Here is a 21,345-nt window from a genome sequence, read left to right on the forward strand (position 1 = left end):
CTCATTCAACTAGCCGCGCTACGCCTGGAGTATTCCCATGCTGACTTTCCTTGGCTTCGCCATGGTCATCACGTTCATGTTCCTGATCATGACCAAGCGCCTGTCCGCGCTGATCGCCCTGATCATCATCCCGATCCTGTTCGCCCTGTTCGGTGGTTTCGCGCCGAAGATCGGCCCGATGATGCTTGAAGGCATCACCAAACTGGCGCCGACCGGCGTGATGTTGATGTTCGCCATTCTGTATTTCGCCCTGATGATCGACTCCGGTCTGTTCGACCCGGCCGTGCGCAAGATCCTCAAACTGGTCAAGGGCGACCCGTTGAAAGTTTCGGTCGGTACCGCCGTTCTGGCGCTCGTCGTTTCCCTCGATGGTGACGGCGCGACCACTTACATGATCTGCGTGGCCGCGATGCTGCCGCTGTACAGCCGCATCGGCATGAGCCCGCGAATCATGGCCGGTCTGATAATCCTCGCCGGTGGCGTGATGAACATGACCCCGTGGGGCGGCCCGACCGCCCGCGCGGCGAGTGCTCTGCATGTCGATCCGTCGGACATTTTCGTACCGATGATCCCGGCGATGGCCGCCGGTGTCTTGGCGATCCTGGTGATTGCCTACTTCTACGGCAAGCGTGAACGTGCCCGTCTCGGCGAGTTGCACCTGGTTGGCGACGAGATCGATCACAGTGAAATCAGCGTCTCGCAATTCCCCGACGCACGCCGTCCGAAGCTGATCTGGTTCAATGCCGCACTGACTTTCGGCCTGATGTGCACGCTGATCGGCGGCCTGTTGCCGCTGCCGGTGCTGTTCATGGTGGCGTTCAGTATTGCGATGATCGTCAACTACCCATGCCTGCAAATGCAGAAGGATCGCGTCGCCGCGCATTCCGGCAGCGTGCTGGCAGTGGTCGGGCTGATCTTTGCGGCCGGTATCTTCACCGGTATCCTGTCGGGCACCGGCATGGTCGATGCGATGTCGAAGAGCCTGTTGGCGGTGATTCCGGAATTCCTCGGCCCGTACCTGGCGGTGATTACGGCGCTGGTGAGCATGCCGTTCACCTTCTTCATGTCCAACGATGCGTTCTATTACGGTGTCTTGCCGGTGCTGACCGAAGCGGCCAGCCACTATGGGATCACTGCGGTGGAAATGGCCCGTGCCTCGATCGTCGGCCAGCCCGTCCACTTGCTGAGCCCGTTGGTGCCATCGACGTATCTGTTGGTAGCCCTGGCCGGCATTGATTTCGGTGACCACCAGCGTTTCACCCTGAAATGGGCGATCCTGGTTTGTATCTGCATCCTGATTGCTGCACTGCTGTTGGGGACTTTCCCGGTGTTCAGCACTCTATAAGCCCAAGACTCACCGTTTCGGGTCCTGGCTTCGCGGTTTGAAGCCCGGACCTTTTTCGGTTTAACAATCGCTCAAAGGAATACACATGGAATGGCTGACCAACCCCGAAATCTGGGTTGCCTTCTTCACCCTGACCGCCCTGGAAATCGTCCTCGGCATCGATAACATCATCATGATTTCGATCCTGGTCAGCCGCATGCCGAAACACATGCAGCAGCGCACCCGGATTTTCGGTCTTGGCCTGGCCATGATCACCCGCATCCTGTTGCTGCTGTCGATTACCTGGGTCATGCGCCTCACTGCCGACCTGTTCGAGGTGTTCGGCCAAGGGATTTCCGGCCGCGACCTGATCCTGTTCTTCGGTGGCCTGTTCCTGTTGTGGAAGAGTTCGCAGGAGATGTACCACGCGCTGGAAGGTGAAGATGAAAGCGACGACGCGCCATCGGGCAAGGGCGGCAACTTCCTCTACACCATCATCCAGATCGCGATCATCGATATCGTCTTCTCGCTGGACTCGGTGATCACTGCCGTCGGCATGGTTTCCCACGTGCCGGTGATGGTCGCGGCGATCATCGTGGCGGTGCTGGTGATGATGCTGGCGTCGGGCAAGATCAGCGAATTCATCGACAAGCACCCGTCGCTGAAAATGCTCGCGCTGTCCTTCCTGCTGGTGGTCGGTACCGTGCTGATCGCCGAATCGTTCGACGTGCACGTGCCAAAAGGCTACGTCTACTTCGCCATGGCGTTCTCGCTGGCGGTTGAGGCTATCAACATCAAACTGCGCGGCGCGATGGCCCGGAAAAAGAAACAGCAGGATCCGGTGAAACTGCGCAAGGATGTGCCGGGCCAATAACCCGGTAGTCCCGGCAGCACGCTACACCCCTGTGGGAGCGAGCCTGCTCGCGAAGACGGAGTGCCAGTCGACAACAATGTTGGCTGGCCCACCGCTTTCGCGAGCAGGCTCGCTCCCACAGTTGTTTGTGCAACATTCAGTCACTGCGGACCTTGTGGGAGCTGGCTTGCCAGCGATAGCGGAGTGTCAGGCGACATCAATGTTGGTTGTGCTGACGCCATCGCTGGCAAGCCAGCTCCCAAAGGAGACGGCGTTGATTTAAAGGGAGTGTATGAAGCGCTTTTCATGACACTTTTGTTTCAATCCACTCTTTAGCTGTGCAATGCTGGCGCCGAGACCGTTAGCCAACTACAGCTTAAGTATCAAGAACGTAGAAACCGCGCGGTGCCGTTCACTTGCCCCTCTGGGGCGCTGCTACTACAGGGGGTCTGCATGCTCACCCTGCTCAATCTGTTGTCCGCCGTCGCCCTGTTGATCTGGGGCACGCACATCGTCCGAACCGGCATCCTGCGGGTTTATGGCACCAATCTGCGACATGTCATCGGCCAGAACATGTCGAAGAAATGGCTGGCGTTCATCGCCGGTATTCTCGTCACCGCGATGGTGCAGAGCAGCAACGCCACGGCGATGCTGGTCACTTCGTTTGTCGGTCAGGGTCTGATGGCGCTGACCCCGGCGCTGGCGACCATGCTTGGCGCAGACGTCGGTACCGCGTTGATGGCGCGGGTGCTGACCCTCGATCTGTCATGGCTGTCGCCGCTGCTGATTTTCCTCGGGGTGATTTTCTTTCTGTCGCGCAAACAGACGCGGCTCGGGCAAATGGGCCGGGTGTCGATCGGGCTGGGGCTGATCATTCTCGCCCTGCAATTGATCGTCGAGGCCGCTGCGCCGATCACTCACGCGCAAGGGGTGAAAGTGATTTTCGCCTCGCTGACCGGCGACATCCTCCTCGACGCCCTGGTCGGAGCACTGTTTGCGATGATTTCCTACTCCAGCCTCGCCGCCGTGCTGCTCACCGCCACGCTGGCCGGGGCTGCGGTGATCAGTTTGCCGGTGGCGATCGGTCTGGTGATCGGCGCCAACATCGGCAGCGGCATCCTCGCCTTCATGAGCACCAGCATGCAGAACGCCGCCGGCCGCCAGGTTGCGCTGGGCAGTCTGTTGTACAAATTGATCGGTTTGCTGCTGATCATCCCGGTGCTCGACCCGCTGGTGCACTGGATCGACAGCCTTGATTTCAGCCCGCAGGAAATGGTCATCGGCTTCCACCTGCTCTACAACACCGCGCGCTGCCTGATCCTGCTGCCGAGCGTCGGGCCGATGGCGCGGCTTTGTGCGTGGCTGTTGCCGGAGCGGCCGGAGGTCAACGGCACCGCCAAGCCGCGCCATCTCGACCCGACCGCGCTGGTCACGCCGAGCCTGGCGCTGGCCAATGCCGCGCGGGAAACCCTGCGCATGGGCGATCTGCTCGACAACATGCTCGACGCCTCCCTCGATGTGTTGCGCGGCAAGCAGACCGCCGTCACGCAGGAGATGCGCCGACTGACCGACGACGTCGAGGCGCTGTACAGCGCGATCAAGCTGTATCTGGCGCAGATGCCCCGCGAGGATCTCGGCGAGCACGACAGTCGGCGCTGGGCCGAGATCATCGAACTGGCGATCAACCTGAAACTCGCCGCCGACCTGATCGAGCGAATGCTGCGCAAGATCCAGCAGCAGAAGACTTCGCAACGGCGTTCGTTTTCCGAAGAAGGCCTGGAAGATCTTGCCGGGCTGCAACAGCAACTGATCGCCAACCTGCGCCTGGGCCTGTCGGTGTTTCTCAGCGGCGACCGCGAAAGCGCGCGGCAGTTGTTGCGGGAGAAACGCCGCTTTCGTGCGCAGGAACGGCGTCTGGCCCATGCGCATGTCAGCCGTTTGCAACGCAAGATCGTTCAGAGCCTGGAGACCAGCTCGCTGCATCTGGAGTTGATCGCCGACATGAAACGGCTCAATTCTTTGTTCTGCAGCAGCGCCTATGTGGTGCTGGAAACGGCGGACACTGGCGCGCTGGCGGTGGATGACATGGCCGACATTACGCATTCGCCTTGAACGTCTGGGGCTGGGGCCAGTCAGTTACAGTGGTTCAGCCTTGAGACCGTCATCGCTGGCAAGCCAGCTCCCACAGGGTTTTGTAAGCGCCGCAGATCCTTGTGGGAGCTGGCTTGCCAGCGATGGGGCCCTGACTGACGACACGGATCTCCAAATCAGCCGTATGGAAGCCTGTTATGCGTTGCCTGTTGTTCGCCTGTCTGTTGCTCGGTTCCCTGCCCGCTTTTGCCCTGGATCGGTTTCAGGTCGAAGGCTATGCGCTGCCCAACGGTTTGCAACTTATGCTCAAACCCGGCACCGAGCGTGGGCATGTGGCGATCCGGCTGGTGGTCGGCGTCGGCCTGGATGACTTCGACTGCGACGAGAAAGAGCTGCCGCATTTGCTCGAACACCTGCTGTTCAGCGGTATCGACGCCACTGGCGAAGGCGGTCTGGAAGAGCGTATGCAGGCGCTGGGCGGGGACTGGAACGCGTTCACCAGCAACGCCGACACCACGTTCGTCATCGAGGCCCCGGCGAAAAACCAGCGCAAGGTGCTCGACCTGCTGCTCGCGCTGCTGACCCAGACTCGAATTGACGACAACGCAATCAACGCGGCGAAACGAGTGGTCGAGCGTGAGGACGGCGGGCATTACACCAAGCTGCAACGTTTCCTCGACCGTCAGGACCTCGGCCATACCGCGAGCAATCAACTGGCTGTCGAGCTGGGACTGAAATGCCCGCAGCGTGCCGAAGTCGGCCATCTGACCCAAGAGCAACTGGAGAAGGTGCGCAAGGCCTGGTATGCGCCGAACAACATGACCCTGATCGTCGTCGGCGAACTCGACAAACTGCTGCCGGCCTATCTTGAGCGTACCTGGGGTGAGCTGGAGCCGGTCGAGCCGAGCGAACATCGGCCGCTGCCGGACATCCGCACCAGTGCCGCCCATGAACGCACCCTCACCCGTGGCTTTATCGGCGACAGCGCCAAGCTGCACTGGCTGGTGCCGGAACCGGTGCTCGACGATCAGTACGACCAGACGTTCGACATTCTCAAGGATTACCTCGACTGGGCGCTTTACCGGCAGATTCGTCTCAACCACGGCTTGTCGTACGGGCCGTGGGCCGAGCGCGAAGTGTTCGGCGGTGTCGGCTTCATGAGCCTCAACGCTGACCTGGATCGCGATGACGTCGACGAAGCCATTCAAGTGCTTGATGACCTCAAGGCCGACCTGCTGCAAAACGGCCTCGACCCGAGCACCTTCGCCCGCATCAAGCAAGCCGCCATCGCTCACCAGGCCTGGGCCGTGCAGGGCAACAGCGCACTGGCTGACTATTACTGGAGCGCGCTGGCCGACTATCAGGATGGCCGCTTTGCCAATCCCGCGCGCGAGCTGCAAGGGGTGACGCTGGAAGCGGCGAACAAGGCGATGCGCGAGCTGTTGCTGCAGCCGGGGTATATTCGGATCGAGAAGCCGTTGATCAGTGATGATCAGGTGTTGTGGCTGGCTGCAGGCGGCGTCGGTCTGGTGCTGCTGATGTTGATCGGCTGGCGTGTGTATCGCCGCCACAAAATTGCTGGAAGCCATTAATCCTGTGGTGAGTGAGCACTTGTGGCGAGGGGATTTATCCCCGATGGGCTGCGCAGCAGCCCCGATAAGGGCAGCTCGGTATATCCAGACAGAATTCGCTCGCAGGATCTACGACGGCTGCGCCGCCGATCGGGGATAAATCCCCTCGCCACAGGGGTCATGCGGCGTTAACCTTTCCGGGATTTTCCCCATATCGTCGTGAACCGCCAAAATGCCAAAACTGACCCTCCTTATCCAGCGCATTCTCGAGCTGATGAAGCGCTACCCCGGGTTGATCGCGGCGGGTGGGTTCATTTCCGGGGTCGGCAGTTTCATCCTCGTCGATCGCCAACAGGGTCTGGCGAGCTGGATCACGGTGATCATGCTGCTCAGCTGGATCTGGCTGATGCTGGAAAACACCCTGACCGGGCTGTTCACACGGATCTTCAAACGCGAAATTCCCCAGCCGCTGCTGCGTTACGCGACGCAGATGATCCATCAGGAAAGCCTGTTTTTCGTTTTGCCATTCTTCTTCATCACCACTACGTGGAACAGCGGCCAGTTTGTCTTCACGGGGCTGCTCAGCGTTGCCGCACTGATCTCCATCGTCGATCCGCTGTACTACAAATGGCTGGCGCCACGGCGCTGGGCGTTTCTCGCGCTGCACACCCTGACCCTGTTCGCCGCACTGCTCACTGCGTTGCCGGTGATCATGCACCTGACCACCGCGCAGAGTTTCAAATGGGCGCTGGGAATTGCCGTGCTGCTGTCGTTCCCGAGCCTGGCGTCAATCTTCCCGATCCGCACAGTGCGCAATGCCCTGGCGATTCTGTTCATTACCTTCGGCATCGGCGGCGTCGGTTGGGCGCTGCGTTCGTGGGTGCCGCCGGCAACGCTGTGGATGACCGACGTAGCGATCAGCACGCAATTGCAGGATCGCACCCCCGGCGCCAGCCTCGACACCGTCAGTGCCGAGCAGATCCGCAGCGGCGGGCTCTACGCCTACACTGCGATCAACGCGCCGCGCGGTCTCGACGAGCGGATTTATCACGTGTGGACCTTCAACGGCAAAGAGGTCGACCGCATCGCCCTCGACATCCATGGCGGGCGCAAGGAAGGCTACCGGGCGTGGACGCACAAACAGAATTTCCCCGGCAACCCGGCGGGCAAGTGGCAGGTGCGGGTGCTGACCGAGGATGGCCAGTTGATCGGCGTGCTGCGTTTCGCAATTACCGACAGCACACCGGCCAAAGAAAAGTAATCCGGTTCGTGCTATTACGTAGGATCTCGTAACGGCCGTACAAGCACGGAGCTTATGACCAGCAGCCCAACCCCCGGCAGTGCCCATCTGGACACCGCGCTCAGCCCTGCCCGTCTGCGGGTCAGCGGCGACTGGACGCTCGCCCACTACACCGCGCTCAAGCATCTGAGCGAAAAGCTCCGCGGCCAGTACGACGCCAACACTTCCATCGATCTGAACGGCCTCGGAGCCCTGGACACCGCCGGCGCCTCGTTGCTGGTCGAGCTGCTCGGTTCCGAGCGCTTGGGCAAAACCGCCGAACACCCCGATTGCACCCTTTCAACTGCCGACCGCGCCTTGCTGCAAACCGTGTATTGCTCGCTGAGCGATTTCTGCGTGCCGATCAAGGAGCCGGAAGTCAGCGTCAGCGTGCAACTGCTGACGCGCATCGGCCGCGCAGTGGATACGGTGTGGAAAGACACGATGCAGCTGCTCGGCTTCGTCGGCCTGATTCTCGAAGTCATCGCCCGTGGTCTGTTGCGGCCCAAGCGCTGGCGCATTACGCCGATGATCGCGCACATCGAGCAGACCGGCCTCGACGCTGCGCCGATCGTGGCCTTGCTGACGTTTCTGGTCGGTGCGGTGGTGGCGTTTCTTGGCGCCACGGTACTGGCCAGTTTCGGCGCGACGATTTTCACCGTGGACCTGGTCGGCTTCTCGTTCCTGCGCGAATTCGGCGTGTTGCTCACGGCGATCCTGATGGCCGGGCGCACCGCCAGTGCATTCACCGCGCAGATCGGCTCGATGAAGGCCAACGAAGAAATCGACGCGATCCGCACCCTTGGCCTCGACCCGATCGAATTGCTGGTGGTGCCGCGTGTGCTGGCGCTGCTGGTGGCGCTGCCGATGCTGACGTTTCTGGCGATGCTCTCGGGGATCGTCGGCGGCGGTGTGGTTTGTGCGGTGTCGCTGGACATCTCGCCGGCGATGTTCCTCTCGCTGCTGCAATCGGACATCGGCATTCAGCATTTTCTGGTCGGGCTGGTGAAGGCGCCGATCTTCGCCTTCCTGATCGCGGCGATCGGTTGCCTGGAAGGCTTCAAGGTCAGCGGCAGCGCCGAATCGGTCGGCGCGCACACCACCTCCAGCGTGGTCCAGTCGATTTTCGTGGTGATCGTGCTTGATGCGGTGGCTGCGCTGTTTTTCATGGAGATGGGCTGGTGAGTCGTCTACCCCGCGCGCCCTCGGAGGCGGTGATCGAAGTCCGTGGCCTGTGCAATCGCTTCGGCCCGCAGAGCGTGCACGAGAACCTTGATCTGGACGTGTACAAGGGCGAGATCCTCGCCGTGGTTGGCGGCTCCGGTACCGGCAAATCGGTGCTGCTGCGCAGCATTGTCGGGCTGAATCGGCCCAGCGAAGGCATGGTCAAAGTCTTCGGCCAGAACCTGCCGAACCTGGCCGAGCATGAACGCTCGCTGATCGAACGCCGCTTCGGTGTGCTGTTCCAGAAAGGCGCGCTGTTCTCGTCGCTGACCGTGACCGAGAACGTCGCCCTGCCCCTGATCGAACACGCCGGCCTCAGCCGTCACGACGCCGAGCATCTGGCGGCGGTGAAACTGGCGCTGGCCGGGCTGCCGTTGTCGGCGGCGGATAAATACCCGGCGTCGCTGTCTGGCGGCATGATCAAGCGCGCGGCGCTGGCGCGGGCTTTGGCGCTGGATCCGGACATTCTGTTTCTCGATGAGCCCACCGCCGGACTCGATCCGATTGGCGCGGCGCAGTTCGATCAATTGATCCTGACCCTGCGCGATGCGTTGGGGCTGAGCGTGTTTCTGGTGACCCACGACCTCGACACGCTGTACACCATCACCGATCGCGTGGCGGTGCTGGCGCAGAAGAAAGTGCTGGTTGCCGGCCCTATCGACGTCGTCTCGGAAACCGCCGATGCGTGGATTCACGAATACTTCCACGGCCCGCGCGGCCGCTCGGCGCTGGACGCCGCCAAACTGCTCAACGAGGTCTGATATGGAAACCCGAGCCCATCATGTGTTGATCGGCCTGTTCACGGTGATCGTCGTGGCCGGCGCCCTGCTCTTCGGCCTGTTTCTGGCAAAGTCCAGCGTCGACACCGAGTTCAAGGATTACGAAGTGGTATTCAACGAGGCGGTCAGCGGTCTGTCCAAGGGCAGCTCGGTGCAGTACAGCGGGATCAAGGTCGGTGACGTGGTCAGCCTGCGCCTTGACCCGCAGGACCCGCGCCGGGTGCTGGCGCGGATTCGTCTGGCGGGCGACACGCCGGTCAAGGAAGACACCCAGGCCAAGCTGGCACTGACCGGCATTACTGGCACGTCGATCATCCAGCTCAGCGGTGGTACGCCAGAGAGCCCGAAATTGCGCGGGCATGACGGCAAGCTGCCAACGCTGGTCGCCTCGCCCTCGCCTATTTCGCGTCTGCTCAACGACAGCAGCGATTTGATGACCGGCATCAGCGCCCTGCTGCAGAACGCCAACCACATGTTCTCCGCGGAAAACGTCGAGCGCGTGAGCAAGACCCTCGCCCATCTGGAACAGACCACCGGCACCATCAACGACCAGCGCGGCGACATCAAACAAGCCATGCAGCAACTGGCGACCGTCGGCAAACAGGCCGGCAGCATGCTCGAGCAGACCTCACTGCTGATGCGCAACGCCAACGGCCTGCTCAACGATCAGGGCAAACAGGCCCTTGGCAGCGCCGAACAGGCGATGAAGTCGCTGGAGCAAAGCAGCGTGACCATCAACGGCTTGCTCAGCAAAAATCAGAATTCGCTGGATAACGGCATGCAGGGCCTCAACGGCCTGGCCCCGGCGATTCGCGAACTGCGCGAGACGCTGACCTCGCTGCGCGCCATTTCCCAACGCCTTGAGGCCAACCCCAGCGGCTACCTGCTGGGCAGCGACAAGAACAAGGAATTCACCCCATGAAACTGACTCGAATCGCCCTGCTCGGCGCTGGCCTGACCCTGATCGGCGCGTGCTCGATCTTGCCCAAGTCGGAACCTTCGGATGTTTACCGCCTGCCCGCTGCACCGGCGCCCGCCTCGGCCAGCCCGGCGACGGTTCAGCCGTGGTCGCTGCGCTTGAATAAATTGCAGGCCAGCGAAGCGCTGAACCGGCCGAGCATTGCCGTGATCCCGCAGGGCGATGTGATCAGCAGCTACAAGGGCTCGCGCTGGAGCGATCCGGCGCCGGTATTGCTGCGCAATCGTCTGCTCGATGGATTCCAGCGTGATGGTCGGGTGACGCTGCTGAGCACCGACGACAGCAACTTTCAGGCAGATCTGGAACTGGGCGGTAGCTTGCAGGCGTTTCAGACGGAATATCAGGGCACCCAGGCCGGCGTTGTGGTGCGGGTCGATGCGTTGCTGGTGCGTGGCTATGACCAGCGCATCCTCGCCAGCCGCCGTTTTGAAGAGCGCCAGTCGTTGAATGATGTGCAGGTGCCAGCGGTGGTCGCCGGGTTTGGCCAGGCCAGTGATCGCCTTACGGCCAAGGTCGTCGCGTGGGCCGTCGACCAAGGCCAAAAGCTCGCCCCCCCAAAACCTTAAGCCCGACACAACCCCTGTGGGAGCGAGCCTGCTCGCGAATGCGGAGTGTCATTCACATTGATGTGGCTGACACGACGCCTTCGCGAGCAGGCTCGCTCCCACAGTGGATTTGTGGTTAGCCGAAGAACCAGTAGCAGACGCCGATAGCGCCAACCACACCAGCAAACTCCGCCAGCAACGCACACCCCACCGCGTGCCGCGCGCGCTGAATGCCCACTGCGCCGAAGTACACCGCCAGCACATAGAAAGTGGTTTCGGTACTGCCCTGCACCGTCGCCGCGACCAGCGCCGGGAAGCTGTCGACGCCGGAGGTCTGCATGGTCTCGATGAGCATCGCCCGCGCGGCGCTGCCGGAGAACGGTTTGACCATCGCCGTCGGCAACGCATCGACGAAGCGCGTGTCCCAGCCGGCCCACTCGACCAGATGACGAATACCGTCCAGGCCGAAATCCAGCGCACCAGAGGCGCGCAACACGCCAACCGCACAGAGCATCGCCACCAGATACGGCAAGAGATTCTTCGCCACATCGAAGCCCTCTTTCGCGCCTTCGACGAACGCTTCGTACACCTTGACCTTGCGCAGCGCGCCGATCAGCAAAAAAAGCATGATCAAGCCGAACAGCGTGAGATTGCCGAGGATCGACGACAATCCCGCCAGTGCTGTCGCAGAAAGCGTACCAAGCAGGGCCATGAAGCCGCCGAGGATCAGCGCGCCGGGCACCAGATAGGCGAGCACCACCGGGTCCCAGATGCGCAGGCGTTGCATGAAGGCAACGGAGAGGAAGCCGACGATGGTCGAGCAACTGGTCGCCAGCAGAATCGGCAGGAACACCAGCGTCGGATCCGGCGCGCCTTGCTGGGCGCGGTACATGAAGATGGTCACGGGCAGCAGGGTCAGCGACGAGGCGTTGAGCACCAGAAACAGGATCTGAGCGTTGCTGGCGATGGTGGCGCTGGGGTTGAGCTCCTGCAGCGCTTTCATGGCCTTGAGGCCGATCGGCGTGGCGGCGTTGTCCAGGCCCAGACCGTTGGCGGCGAAGTTCAGCGTGATCAGGCCAAGGGCAGGGTGGCCGGCCGGGACTTCCGGCATCAGCCGCAGAAACAGCGGACCGAGCACCTTGGCCAGCCACTCGACGATCCCGGCCTTTTCGGCGATGCGCAGAAAGCCCAGCCACAGGGTGAGGGTGCCGAACAGCAGCACCATGACTTCGACCGACAGCTTGGCCATGGCGAAAATGCTTTCCACCATCGCCGCAAAGATCCCGGCGTTGCCGCCGATCAGCCACTGCGCCAGCGCCGACACGGCTGCCACGATGAAGAAGCCAAGCCACAGGCCATTAAGCATCAGTCAAATCCCCCGAAGAATGCGGCGAATGATAGCGGGGTCACCAGAAACGACAAACCCCGGATTGCTCCGGGGTTCGTATGGATCTGCCGCCCCCCGATTTACTGGGTGGCCTCAATCTACTGTAGGAGCTGCCGAAGGCTGCGATCTTTTGATTTTGTTTTTTAAAAGCAAGATCAAAAGATCGCAGCCTGCGGCAGCTCCTACAGGGGGGTGTCAGTTCTTGGAGATTTCGCCAGCCGGCAGTTTTTCCTTGCTGCGCCAGTGCGGCAGGGAGTTCCAGTAACGCTCGCCCTTGGCGTCGTCGTACATGCCTTCCCAGCGCGCGATAACCAGCACCGCCAAGGCATTACCGATCACGTTCAGTGCGGTACGCGCCATGTCCATGATGCGGTCGACACCAGCGATGAACGCCAGGCCTTCAAGCGGGATGCCGACGCTGCCCAGAGTCGCCAGCAGCACCACGAAAGACACGCCCGGTACACCGGCGATGCCTTTGGAGGTGACCATCAGGGTCAGCACCAGCAGCAGTTGCTGGCTGATCGACAGGTCAATGCCGTAGAGCTGGGCAATGAAGATCGCCGCGATCGACTGGTACAGGGTCGAGCCGTCGAGGTTGAACGAGTAACCGGTCGGTACCACGAAGCTGCAGATGGCTTTCGGTGCGCCATAGGCTTCCATCTTCTCGATTACCCGTGGCAGCACGGTTTCCGAGGAAGCGGTGGAGTAGGCCAGCACCAGCTCATCCTTGAAGATGCGCATCAGCTTGAGCACCGAGAAGCCGAACAGCTTGGCGATCAGGCCCAGTACCACGAAGGCGAAGAACGCGATGGCGACGTAAACCAGGATCACCAGTTTTGCCAGCGGCAACAGCGAAGCGAAGCCGAAGTTGGCGACGGTCACCGCGATCAGTGCGAATACGCCAATCGGAGCGTAGTTCATGATCATGTGGGTGACTTTGAACATGCTTTCCGAAACGCCCTGGAACATCTTTACCAGCGGCTCGCGCAGGTCCGACTGCAGGCTCGACAGGCCGAGACCGAACAGTACGGAGAAGAAGATGATCGGCAGCATTTCGCCGCGAGCCATGGCCGCGAAGATGTTCGACGGGATCAGGTTGAGGATGGTTTCGATGAACGCATGTTCATGCTGCACTTCGGCGGCGGTCGCCTGGTACTTGGAGATATCCACCGTGCCCAGAGTGCTCATGTCGATGCCGGTGCCCGGATGGAACACGTTGGCCAGCACCAGGCCGACGACGATGGCGATGGTGGTGACGATCTCGAAATAGATGATCGTCTTCAGGCCGATACGCCCGAGCTTCTTGGCGTCGCCCACGCCAGCGATGCCGACGATCAGCGAGGAAATGACGATCGGGATCACGATCATCTTGATCAGACGGATAAAGATATCGCCTGCCGGTTGCAGGACGTTGCTGATCCACCAGGCCTTCTCGGCGCTGAAGTGATTGAGCAACGCACCCAGTGCAATCCCCAGAACCAGACCGATGAGGATCTGCCAGGCGAGGCTGATTTTTGCCTTCTTCATTATCTTTACCCTTACTTGCGTTTGACTCAGGCACATGCAGGAACTGGAACGCTCATCAGCGGAAAAGTCTGTGCATCTGCCTCCGTATAAGGTGCCCCGAAGCGCGTGTTTACGGCTCTTCGGCAGGCGAAAAAAGGCGCAACTATTCCGATGCAAGGTGGCGCCGTCTAATGCCGTAAACGCCTACCCTATGCCGAATCGGCATGAGTTTTTTCAATTGAAACTGGCGTCCCAAGCGGTTCGATTGTGACATTTCAGCCGGCATAAGTGCCGTGAACCGGCCATTACAGCTTAGGGCGGTCAAATTTTGTACAGCGGGAATTGGCGGAAATTTCCAGAAAAACTCCAAATCGAAAGACTAGGAGTCACACGAATCGAGCGCGATCTTTGTCGATATACGGTCGTCAGGAAACACCGCGAAATGTTTTTCCGCACAGTGTCGACGATTCTAAGAAGGGTATTGGCGCGCTGGATCAATGGTTTAGCTGATTCAAAGCCCAGCGCAGATTCGTCAGACCATCGGGTCGACGAACCTGCGGCGCAGCTTTTACCCTGACCCGGCCCTTGCGCAGGTACTCCCTGTACCCGTAGGTCACTCCGACTCTGCATCAGTCAGAACGTCCCGGCCCCCTGGTCATGCACCGACCCTCATCGGGCGGCGCAATGGAAAGCAGCGGGGCGCTGCTTTCGTGTTCGAAACCTTTGCGCGTCCTGCGTCAGTACCACTTCGGATCTTTCTTCAGGGTTTCCATCAGCAGATCCTGCATGCCCTGATCAGGTTTGCCGAAGAAGCGATAAGTCGCGTGTCGCGTCGGCGACTTGTCTTGCGGCAGACCTTCCGGCACATCGACCAGCATGGCGTAGGCGTCATCCTTGTCGAAGCTGAAGGCCACGATCAACCGGTGATTCAGGCACTTGTCCTGACTCTCGCAGAGCGGGCCGACCAGATACTGATCACCATCTTCCGTAACGGCGTGCATCTGTTGCTCGGAAGTGCCGGACAGGTTGATCACCCATTCCGGTACGCGCTCTTCCTTTTTGATCACGCCTTCCCAGGTTTCACGGTACTGCGCGTCGGAGGCGAGCAGTTCGTTGACCCGGGTCTGGCCGTCATTGGCCGCCATGGCCATGGCACTGCCGCCCAGAAACAGGGCGGCGGCCAATGTCTTGAGACCGATCATCGTTAACCTCGGCCGCGACGGCCAAAGAAGAAGGAAGCGATGAACATCACCAGGAACACGACAAAGAGAATCTTGGCGATACCCGTGGCGGTGCCCGCGATACCACCGAAGCCCAGAACGGCGGCGATGATGGCAATGATCAAGAATGTAATTGCCCAGCTCAACATGGTGATTCTCCTTACTTCTCTATTTAGGGGTGTTTCCGGTTTCCGGCGCTACGCGCCCGAGTGTATTCACTGACTTAGAAAACCCAGCGCTCTTCCCGTGGCAATTGATCCAGCGGTTGCGCCTGGTCGACATCGATCATGTGCATCGAAGCGTTTTCAGCCTGGCTGCTGCTCACGGCACTGAAGTGCGTCTGAGTGCTGTGCTGCATCGAAATCAATGGCTCGGGTTTACGGCTGTTTTCCCAGCTCATGTACTGCTGGCAGACGATCAGGGTGATCAGCAACGCCAGTACACCGAACAGACCTTGCTGGATCTGCAGTGGCGAAATACGTACTTGGGCGGCGATTGGGCGAGTCATCCTGTGTTCCTCACGCTTGTTCTGTTGGGGCAGTGCTGTTCTGCCCGGGCTGAGTGAGGTATTGCAGCCTGCATGCCAGTTTTTTGATGTCAGAAATTATCAATAAAAACAATAAGTTACGTACTCTTCGGAAATTTCCTGCGACGCATCCTGCACGATGGCTCTTCTGCGGTCGTGCGCAATGCACGATTATTTCGTGGGAAATTTCGATGATATGGAATTGCTACCGGTACGCAGATGTCAGAAGAGGACGCAGGATCTGCCCTGCAAAACGCCGAATGTTTTAAAACTCAACGAAATCAATGAATTAGCCGTTATGGCAGTAGAGAGCTACCCTCCTATGGCTGGTATCGTTCAGAATCAACCATGCAACTTGCCCGATTTTTCCGGGACTAACCCAAGACTAATCACTATGGAGCGTAGGAAAAATGGAATCTGCCACTGAGCAACAAGGCCGCATTCTGCTGGTGGACGATGAATCCGCCATCCTGCGTACGTTTCGTTATTGCCTCGAAGACGAAGGCTATACGGTAGCCACCGCCAATAGCGCAGCTCAGGCCGATGCTTTGCTGCAACGTCAGGTCTTCGATCTGTGCTTCCTTGATTTGCGTCTGGGCGAGGACAACGGTCTCGACGTCCTTGCACAGATGCGCATTCAGGCGCCGTGGATGCGCGTAGTGATCGTCACCGCCCATTCGGCGGTCGACACTGCGGTTGATGCCATCCAGGCTGGCGCCGCCGATTATCTGGTCAAGCCGTGCAGCCCTGATCAACTGCGCCTGGCCACCGCCAAGCAGCTGGAAGTGCGCCAGCTCTCCGCGCGGCTCGAAGCGCTGGAAGGCGAGATCCGCAAACCGAAAGACGGTCTCGATTCCCACAGCCCGGCGATGAAAGTCGTGCTGGAAACCGCACGGCAGGTCGCAAGCACCGACGCCAACATTCTTATCCTTGGCGAGTCCGGTACGGGTAAAGGTGAACTGGCCCGTGCGATCCACGGCTGGAGCAAGCGCGAGAAGAAGTCCTGCGTCACCATCAACTGCCCGTCGCTGACTGCCGAGCTGATGGAAAGCGAGCTGTTCGGCCATAGTCGTGGCGCGTTTACCGGTGCCAGTGAAAGCACCTTGGGGCGTGTTAATCAGGCTGATGGCGGCACGCTGTTTCTCGACGAGATCGGCGACTTTCCTCTGACGTTGCAACCAAAATTGCTGCGCTTCATCCAGGACAAGGAATACGAGCGGGTCGGCGATCCGGTCACTCGCCGCGCCGATGTGCGCATCCTCGCCGCCACCAACCTCAATCTCGAAGACATGGTCCGCGACGGCCGCTTCCGCGAAGATCTGCTCTATCGCCTCAACGTCATCACCCTGCATCTGCCGCCATTACGCGAGCGCGCCGAAGACATCCTGACCCTTGCCGATCGCTTCCTCGCACGTTTCGTCAAAGAGTACGCGCGTCCGGCGCGGGGCTTCAGCGACGAGGCCCGCGAAGCACTGCTCGGTTATCGCTGGCCGGGCAACATTCGCGAACTGCGCAACGTGGTCGAGCGAGCGAGCATCATCTGCCCGCAGGAACGCGTGGAAATCAGCCACCTGGGCATGGCCGAACAACCGGCCAACAACGCGCCACGGGTCGGCGCGGCGCTGAGCCTGGACGAGCTGGAGAAAGCGCACATCGGCGCGGTTCTGGCCACCGCCGGCACTCTGGATCAAGCGGCGAAAACCCTCGGCATCGACGCCTCGACCCTGTATCGCAAACGCAAGCAGTACAACCTGTGAGCACTGCGCGATGAAACTGGCGATCAAGCTGCGCACGCGCCTGTTCCTGAGCATTTCTGCGTTGATCACCGTGGCCTTGCTCGGGCTCTTGCTCGGGCTGGTCAGCGTGATGCAGATGGCCGGGTCGCAGGAAGCGCTGGTGCGCAGCAACTTTGTCACTCTGGATCTGGGCCTCAAGCTGCGCCAGACCCTCGGTGATCAATTGATCATCATGCTCGCCGAGAAGCCCGACCCCGTCGCGTTCGAAGCGTCCAAGCAGCACTACTTCGAGTTGCTCGACCAAGGCATCGCCCAGCAGCAGGAGGGCGATGGCCAGCCTTACGGTTTCCGCCAGGCCAAGGCCGATTACCTGAACTTCCTCGCCTCATTCGACGTCACCGCCGAAGCGGCAAAGAACGCCAGCACCAGCGCGGATTTCCGCGAGCGCTTCAATATCCTGCGTAATGGGTTGATTGCTGAGCACAAGCACGCGCTGGACAGTATCAATGAGGTGCAGCACGCCGCTCGCGAACGCGCCCTGCTGATAGCCGGGCTGCTTGGCCTGGTCGGGCTGGCAGTGCTGATCATCGGTTTTGTCACGGCGCAGGGCATTGCTCGGCGCTTCGGCGCACCGATCGAAGCGCTGGCCAAGGCTGCCGACAACATCGGCCAGGGCAACTATGACGTGACTCTGCCGATTTCCACGGCCATGGAAGTCAACCTGCTGTCGCGCCGCTTCGGCCTGATGGCCGAGGCGTTGCGCGAACACCAGGCGATGAATGTCGACGAACTGTTGGCCGGTCAGCAGCGCTTGCAAGCGGTGCTCGACAGCATCGACGACGGTTTATTGATGATTGATCGCCAGGGCCAGCTCGAGCACCTCAACCCTGTTGCTCAGCGCCAGTTGGGCTGGGAAGACGATCGACTGGGCCAAGGCTTGGGCACCGCGCTCGGCCGCCCGGAACTGGATGCACAACTGCAATTGGTCCTGCGCGGCGGCACGCTGGAGCGCGCGCCGGAAGATCTGAGCATCGAAGTCGATGGCGAATCGCGCCTGCTGACTTACAGCCTGACGCCGGTCAGTCATACCCAGGGGCATATTCTCGGTGCGGTGATGGTGCTGCACGACGTCACCGAGCAACGCGCGTTCGAGCGCGTGCGCAGTGAGTTTGTCTTGCGCGCTTCCCATGAACTGCGCACGCCGGTAACCGGCATGCACATGGCCTTCGGACTGTTTCGCGAGAGGGCGAAATTCCCGGCTGAATCGCGCGAAGCTGACCTGCTGGATACGGTCAACGAAGAAATGCAGCGGCTGATGCAGTTGATCAACGACTTGCTGAATTTCTCGCGCTACCAGAACGGTCTCCAGAAACTCACCCTGGCGCCATGTTCCATTGAGGACCTGCTGGAGCAGGCGCAACTGCGCTTTGCCGACGTGGCTGCGGCCAAAGGTGTTGCGCTGAACGTCGAGATTCAAGGCCCGCTGCCAAGGTTGCAGGCTGATCAGGCGCAACTCGATCGCGTCCTCGACAACCTGATCGACAACGCCTTGCGCCATACCGCCCGCGACGGCCAGATCCGTCTTCAGGCGCGCCGCCATGGCGAGCGGGTGATCATCAGCGTCGAAGACAATGGCGAAGGCATTGCCTACGGCCAGCAGGGGCGGATTTTCGAGCCGTTCGTGCAGGTCGGGCGCAAGAAGGGCGGCGCCGGGCTCGGCCTGGCGCTGTGCAAGGAAATCGTCCAGTTGCACGGCGGGCGCATGGGCGTCTACTCGCGGCCTGGGCAGGGCACCCAGTTCTACATGGCGCTGGCCGTTTAAGCCTCGTCGTCCATACGCCGCCCGGCCAGGCGTCGACCTCGGGTGATCAGTTCGATGAATTGCACGGCGCTCAAGGCGTGGGCGAACAGCCAGCCCTGACCGAACTTGACCCCCTCACTGCTGAGCAGCGCTGCCTGGGATTCCAGCTCGATGCCTTCGGCAATCACTTTCAGATCCAGCGCCTGCGCCATGTGAATGATGTGCGGAGCGACGCCGCTGCTCGCCGCGTCATGGCCCAGCGCATCGATGAACGCCTTGTCGATCTTCAGGCAGTCCACCGGCAAGGTCTGCAGATAGGCAAGGCTGCAATAGCCGGTGCCGAAATCATCGATCAGCACCTGATGGCCAACGTCGCGCAAGGCTTGCAGGTTTTCCCGCGCCACCACTACATCGATCAGACCGCGTTCGGTCACTTCGAAGGCTATCTGCCGCGCGGCGACACGGTGCAGCGCCAGCAGCCGCGCCATGACCTGGCCGATGCGCGGCACCATGACATCGCAGGCCGCGAGGTTCACCGAGATATACAGCTGCGGATTGGCGCGCAGTAACTGGCCCAGTTGTTCGAGCAGACGCTGCAACACGAAGTCGGTCATCTGCCGGATCTGCCCGGTGTTCTCGGCCATGGGAATGAACAGGTCGGGGCTGGTCAGGGTGCCGTCCGGGCGCCGCCAGCGCAGCAGCGCTTCGGCGCCGACGCAGTGGCGGCTGTCGAGGTCGAAGATCGGCTGATACAGCACCTGCAACTCACCCCGGCGGATCGCTCCGTGCAGCTCGGCATCCAGTGACTGGCGCTGACGCACCAGCAGCAAGGTCAGAAAGCCGACAACGGCGCCGGCGATCAGGCACACCGGCAACAGCCACCACCACACAGCCGGGACGTGCATGCCCGTGCGCGGCGTGATCAGCACCAATTGATATTCCGGGTTGTCGGTGGGCATGCGATAGATCAGCCGCGTTTGTGTGACTTGCAGCGCATCACGGCTCTTCGGTGGCCAGGGTTCGGTCGGTGGCCAGGTCTGTGCGGTGCCGAGCACCGGGATCGCGCGAGTGCCGTGATCGAGTACCACCAGCAGGCTGCTGCCGGGCGACAGATCGACCATGTCGGTCAAATGTCCGCGCGAGGTAGCGACACGAAAGTTACCGCGCCCGAGCATCAGTGCCGCGCGGTTTTCATCGGGTTCGGTGGTGGTATTCAGCCAATAGCTGTAGGTCGGGCCCTGAATGTCCGGCGCGCGCACCAACGACAGACCTTCCTGGCGCGGACGGTTGGAGCAGAATCGCGAAGCGTCCATATATGCCGCTTCATAGACGAAGCGGTAGTTGAAGGTGACTTGCTGCAGAGTCGCGATCATTTCTTCGTCGCAGCCGCGCAAGGGCTGGGCTTCAAGGTCGTCGAGACTTTCGCGCAACTGACCGAACAATTGTTCGAGGCGAGCGAGGAAACGCTCGCCCTGGGCGTTCATTTCCTGGCTCTCGCGCATTTCTATCTGGCGTATCGCCGCGAACATACCGCCGGCGATCAACAGGCTGGCGCTGAGGACAGCCGCGATCATCGCCAAAAAAGCAGGGCGATAAAACCAGCTACGCAGCGTCTCTCGGGTCGCAGCCATCAAGGATTTTCCGAAGAATTACCATGAGTTATAGCTGCTGATTGCGATTTCGCCCTGACCGTCGGGCGGGCGTCATTATTTTGTCTGATTGAGGACCAGAAGAAGTGCTGCGGTTTGCGCATCCGGCGTGCCGTCGAAGCGAGCAGGGCGGTAATGCATCTGGAACGCGGCGAGGACATGGCGCGTGGCGACGTCCAGTTCGCCGGTTTGCGGCGTGTCGTAACCCAGGCGCGCAAGTTGCGCCTGGAACCAGCCTGGTTCCGGCAGCGGACTGCTGTTGAACACGGCTTGCTGACGCGCTACCGCTTGCTCGTTCGGCCACAGTCCCAAGCCTTCATCAGCGAGACGTTTCCACGGAAACAATGGCCCCGGATCAAGCTTGCGCAGCGGCGCAATGTCGCTGTGACCAATGATGTGCCGCGGGCTGATGCCGTTGCGTTTGCTGATGTCCTTGAGCAGCGTAATAAGCGACTGGATCTGCGCTTCGCTGTACGGATACCACAGGCGCCCGGTCGGGGTGTCCTTGTAGCCGGGATTGACGATTTCGATGCCGATGGAGCTGGAGTTCAACCAGGTGCGGCCTTGCCATTGACTCTCGCCGGCGTGCCAGGCCCGTTGGTTTTCGTCCATCAGTTTGTAGATTGTGGCGTTGTTGTCATCGCCGATCAGGTAATGGCTGCTGACGTCGCCATGGGTCAGCAATTGCAGCGAACGCTCCAGCGACGCCGAGGTGTAATGCACCACGACAAACTGGATGCGGCTGTCGTAATTGGCCGAAGGGTGGCTGGTGTCGTAACGCGGGCCGCTGGCGCAACCAGCGAGGACGAACAGCGAGGCAACAAGGGCAAAGAATTTCATGGCAGAGGACAATACGCAGAAGACAGTAATGCAAC

Annotated in this window: 18 protein-coding genes; 11 read left to right on the top strand and 7 right to left on the bottom strand. The window is 60.8% G+C overall.

Features of this window, described 5'->3' with window-relative positions; all coding sequences use genetic code 11:
- The first annotated feature begins 37 nt into the window (after nt 1–37).
- The 9 genes from AB4O12_RS21830 (at nt 38) to AB4O12_RS21870 (ending at nt 10,666) form a co-directional block, all read left to right on the top strand.
- The gene (locus tag AB4O12_RS21830; protein WP_460059730.1) at nt 38–1,345 is read left to right on the top strand and encodes a CitMHS family transporter; all 1,308 of its coding nucleotides are present in this window, start codon (nt 38–40) and stop codon (nt 1,343–1,345) included.
- Between the two features lie 85 nt (nt 1,346–1,430).
- Nucleotides 1,431–2,198, top strand: a complete 768-nt coding sequence (locus AB4O12_RS21835; protein ID WP_460059731.1) for a TerC family protein — start codon at nt 1,431–1,433, stop codon at nt 2,196–2,198.
- 432 nt (nt 2,199–2,630) lie between these two features.
- Nucleotides 2,631–4,289, top strand: coding sequence for a Na/Pi cotransporter family protein (locus tag AB4O12_RS21840; RefSeq protein WP_122612878.1), 1,659 nt, complete (start codon nt 2,631–2,633; stop codon nt 4,287–4,289).
- 176 nt (nt 4,290–4,465) lie between these two features.
- Nucleotides 4,466–5,860: a M16 family metallopeptidase gene (locus AB4O12_RS21845; RefSeq protein WP_375122930.1), complete on the top strand. Its 1,395-nt coding sequence runs from the start codon at nt 4,466–4,468 to the stop codon at nt 5,858–5,860.
- A 211-nt stretch (nt 5,861–6,071) separates the two neighbouring features.
- A complete protein-coding gene (locus AB4O12_RS21850) occupies nt 6,072–7,100 on the top strand; it encodes a DUF5924 family protein (RefSeq protein WP_423521965.1) in 1,029 nt (342 codons plus the stop codon).
- A gap of 54 nt (nt 7,101–7,154) precedes the next feature.
- Nucleotides 7,155–8,303: an ABC transporter permease gene (locus tag AB4O12_RS21855; RefSeq protein WP_305381897.1), complete on the top strand. Its 1,149-nt coding sequence runs from the start codon at nt 7,155–7,157 to the stop codon at nt 8,301–8,303.
- Nucleotides 8,300–9,103 (top strand): ABC transporter ATP-binding protein, encoded by an 804-nt coding sequence (locus AB4O12_RS21860; RefSeq protein WP_056791199.1) that lies wholly within the window; start codon nt 8,300–8,302, stop codon nt 9,101–9,103. The genes AB4O12_RS21855 and AB4O12_RS21860 overlap by 4 nt, the downstream gene beginning before the upstream one ends.
- Nucleotide 9,104: 1 nt before the next feature.
- Nucleotides 9,105–10,043 (top strand): MlaD family protein, encoded by a 939-nt coding sequence (locus AB4O12_RS21865; RefSeq protein WP_016772359.1) that lies wholly within the window; start codon nt 9,105–9,107, stop codon nt 10,041–10,043.
- Nucleotides 10,040–10,666 carry an ABC-type transport auxiliary lipoprotein family protein gene (locus AB4O12_RS21870; protein ID WP_353188720.1) on the top strand — a complete coding sequence of 209 codons (627 nt, stop codon included), beginning with the start codon at nt 10,040–10,042 and terminating at the stop codon, nt 10,664–10,666. Before AB4O12_RS21865 ends, AB4O12_RS21870 begins: the two co-directional genes overlap by 4 nt.
- 115 nt (nt 10,667–10,781) lie before the next feature.
- Here the strand turns inward: AB4O12_RS21870 and AB4O12_RS21875 are convergent, their stop codons facing one another.
- The 5 genes from AB4O12_RS21875 to AB4O12_RS21895 all read right to left on the bottom strand — a co-directional run bounded on the left by AB4O12_RS21875 (nt 10,782) and on the right by AB4O12_RS21895 (nt 15,266).
- Nucleotides 10,782–12,011 (bottom strand): nucleoside recognition domain-containing protein, encoded by a 1,230-nt coding sequence (locus AB4O12_RS21875; protein ID WP_041476489.1) that lies wholly within the window; start codon nt 12,009–12,011, stop codon nt 10,782–10,784.
- A gap of 216 nt (nt 12,012–12,227) precedes the next feature.
- The gene (gltP, locus tag AB4O12_RS21880; RefSeq protein ID WP_039757150.1) at nt 12,228–13,559 is read right to left on the bottom strand and encodes a glutamate/aspartate:proton symporter GltP; all 1,332 of its coding nucleotides are present in this window, start codon (nt 13,557–13,559) and stop codon (nt 12,228–12,230) included.
- A 716-nt stretch (nt 13,560–14,275) separates the two neighbouring features.
- Nucleotides 14,276–14,740, bottom strand: a complete 465-nt coding sequence (locus tag AB4O12_RS21885; protein ID WP_130899314.1) for an inhibitor of vertebrate lysozyme family protein — start codon at nt 14,738–14,740, stop codon at nt 14,276–14,278.
- Nucleotides 14,741–14,742: 2 nt separating this feature from the next.
- Nucleotides 14,743–14,907, bottom strand: a complete 165-nt coding sequence (locus AB4O12_RS21890; RefSeq protein WP_003177151.1) for a DUF1328 domain-containing protein — start codon at nt 14,905–14,907, stop codon at nt 14,743–14,745.
- Nucleotides 14,908–14,981: 74 nt separating this feature from the next.
- Complete coding sequence (locus AB4O12_RS21895) at nt 14,982–15,266, bottom strand: hypothetical protein (RefSeq protein ID WP_024014979.1); 285 nt, start codon at nt 15,264–15,266, stop codon at nt 14,982–14,984.
- A gap of 428 nt (nt 15,267–15,694) precedes the next feature.
- On the opposite strand from AB4O12_RS21895, the gene algB reads away from it, so the two are divergent.
- On the top strand, nt 15,695–17,041 hold the full coding sequence (gene algB, locus AB4O12_RS21900) for a sigma-54-dependent response regulator transcription factor AlgB (RefSeq protein WP_024014980.1): 1,347 nt from the start codon (nt 15,695–15,697) through the stop codon (nt 17,039–17,041).
- Between the two features lie 10 nt (nt 17,042–17,051).
- Nucleotides 17,052–18,842: an ATP-binding protein gene (locus tag AB4O12_RS21905; RefSeq protein ID WP_056791205.1), complete on the top strand. Its 1,791-nt coding sequence runs from the start codon at nt 17,052–17,054 to the stop codon at nt 18,840–18,842.
- On the opposite strand, the gene AB4O12_RS21910 is transcribed toward AB4O12_RS21905, so the two are convergent.
- Nucleotides 18,839–20,452 carry an EAL domain-containing protein gene (locus AB4O12_RS21910; protein WP_315435065.1) on the bottom strand — a complete coding sequence of 538 codons (1,614 nt, stop codon included), beginning with the start codon at nt 20,450–20,452 and terminating at the stop codon, nt 18,839–18,841. The genes AB4O12_RS21905 and AB4O12_RS21910 overlap by 4 nt on opposite strands.
- 75 nt (nt 20,453–20,527) lie before the next feature.
- Nucleotides 20,528–21,310 carry an N-acetylmuramoyl-L-alanine amidase gene (locus AB4O12_RS21915; protein ID WP_353188719.1) on the bottom strand — a complete coding sequence of 261 codons (783 nt, stop codon included), beginning with the start codon at nt 21,308–21,310 and terminating at the stop codon, nt 20,528–20,530.
- Between the last annotated feature and the right edge of the window lie 35 nt (nt 21,311–21,345).

The organism is Pseudomonas sp. S2_A05, from assembly GCF_054668485.1.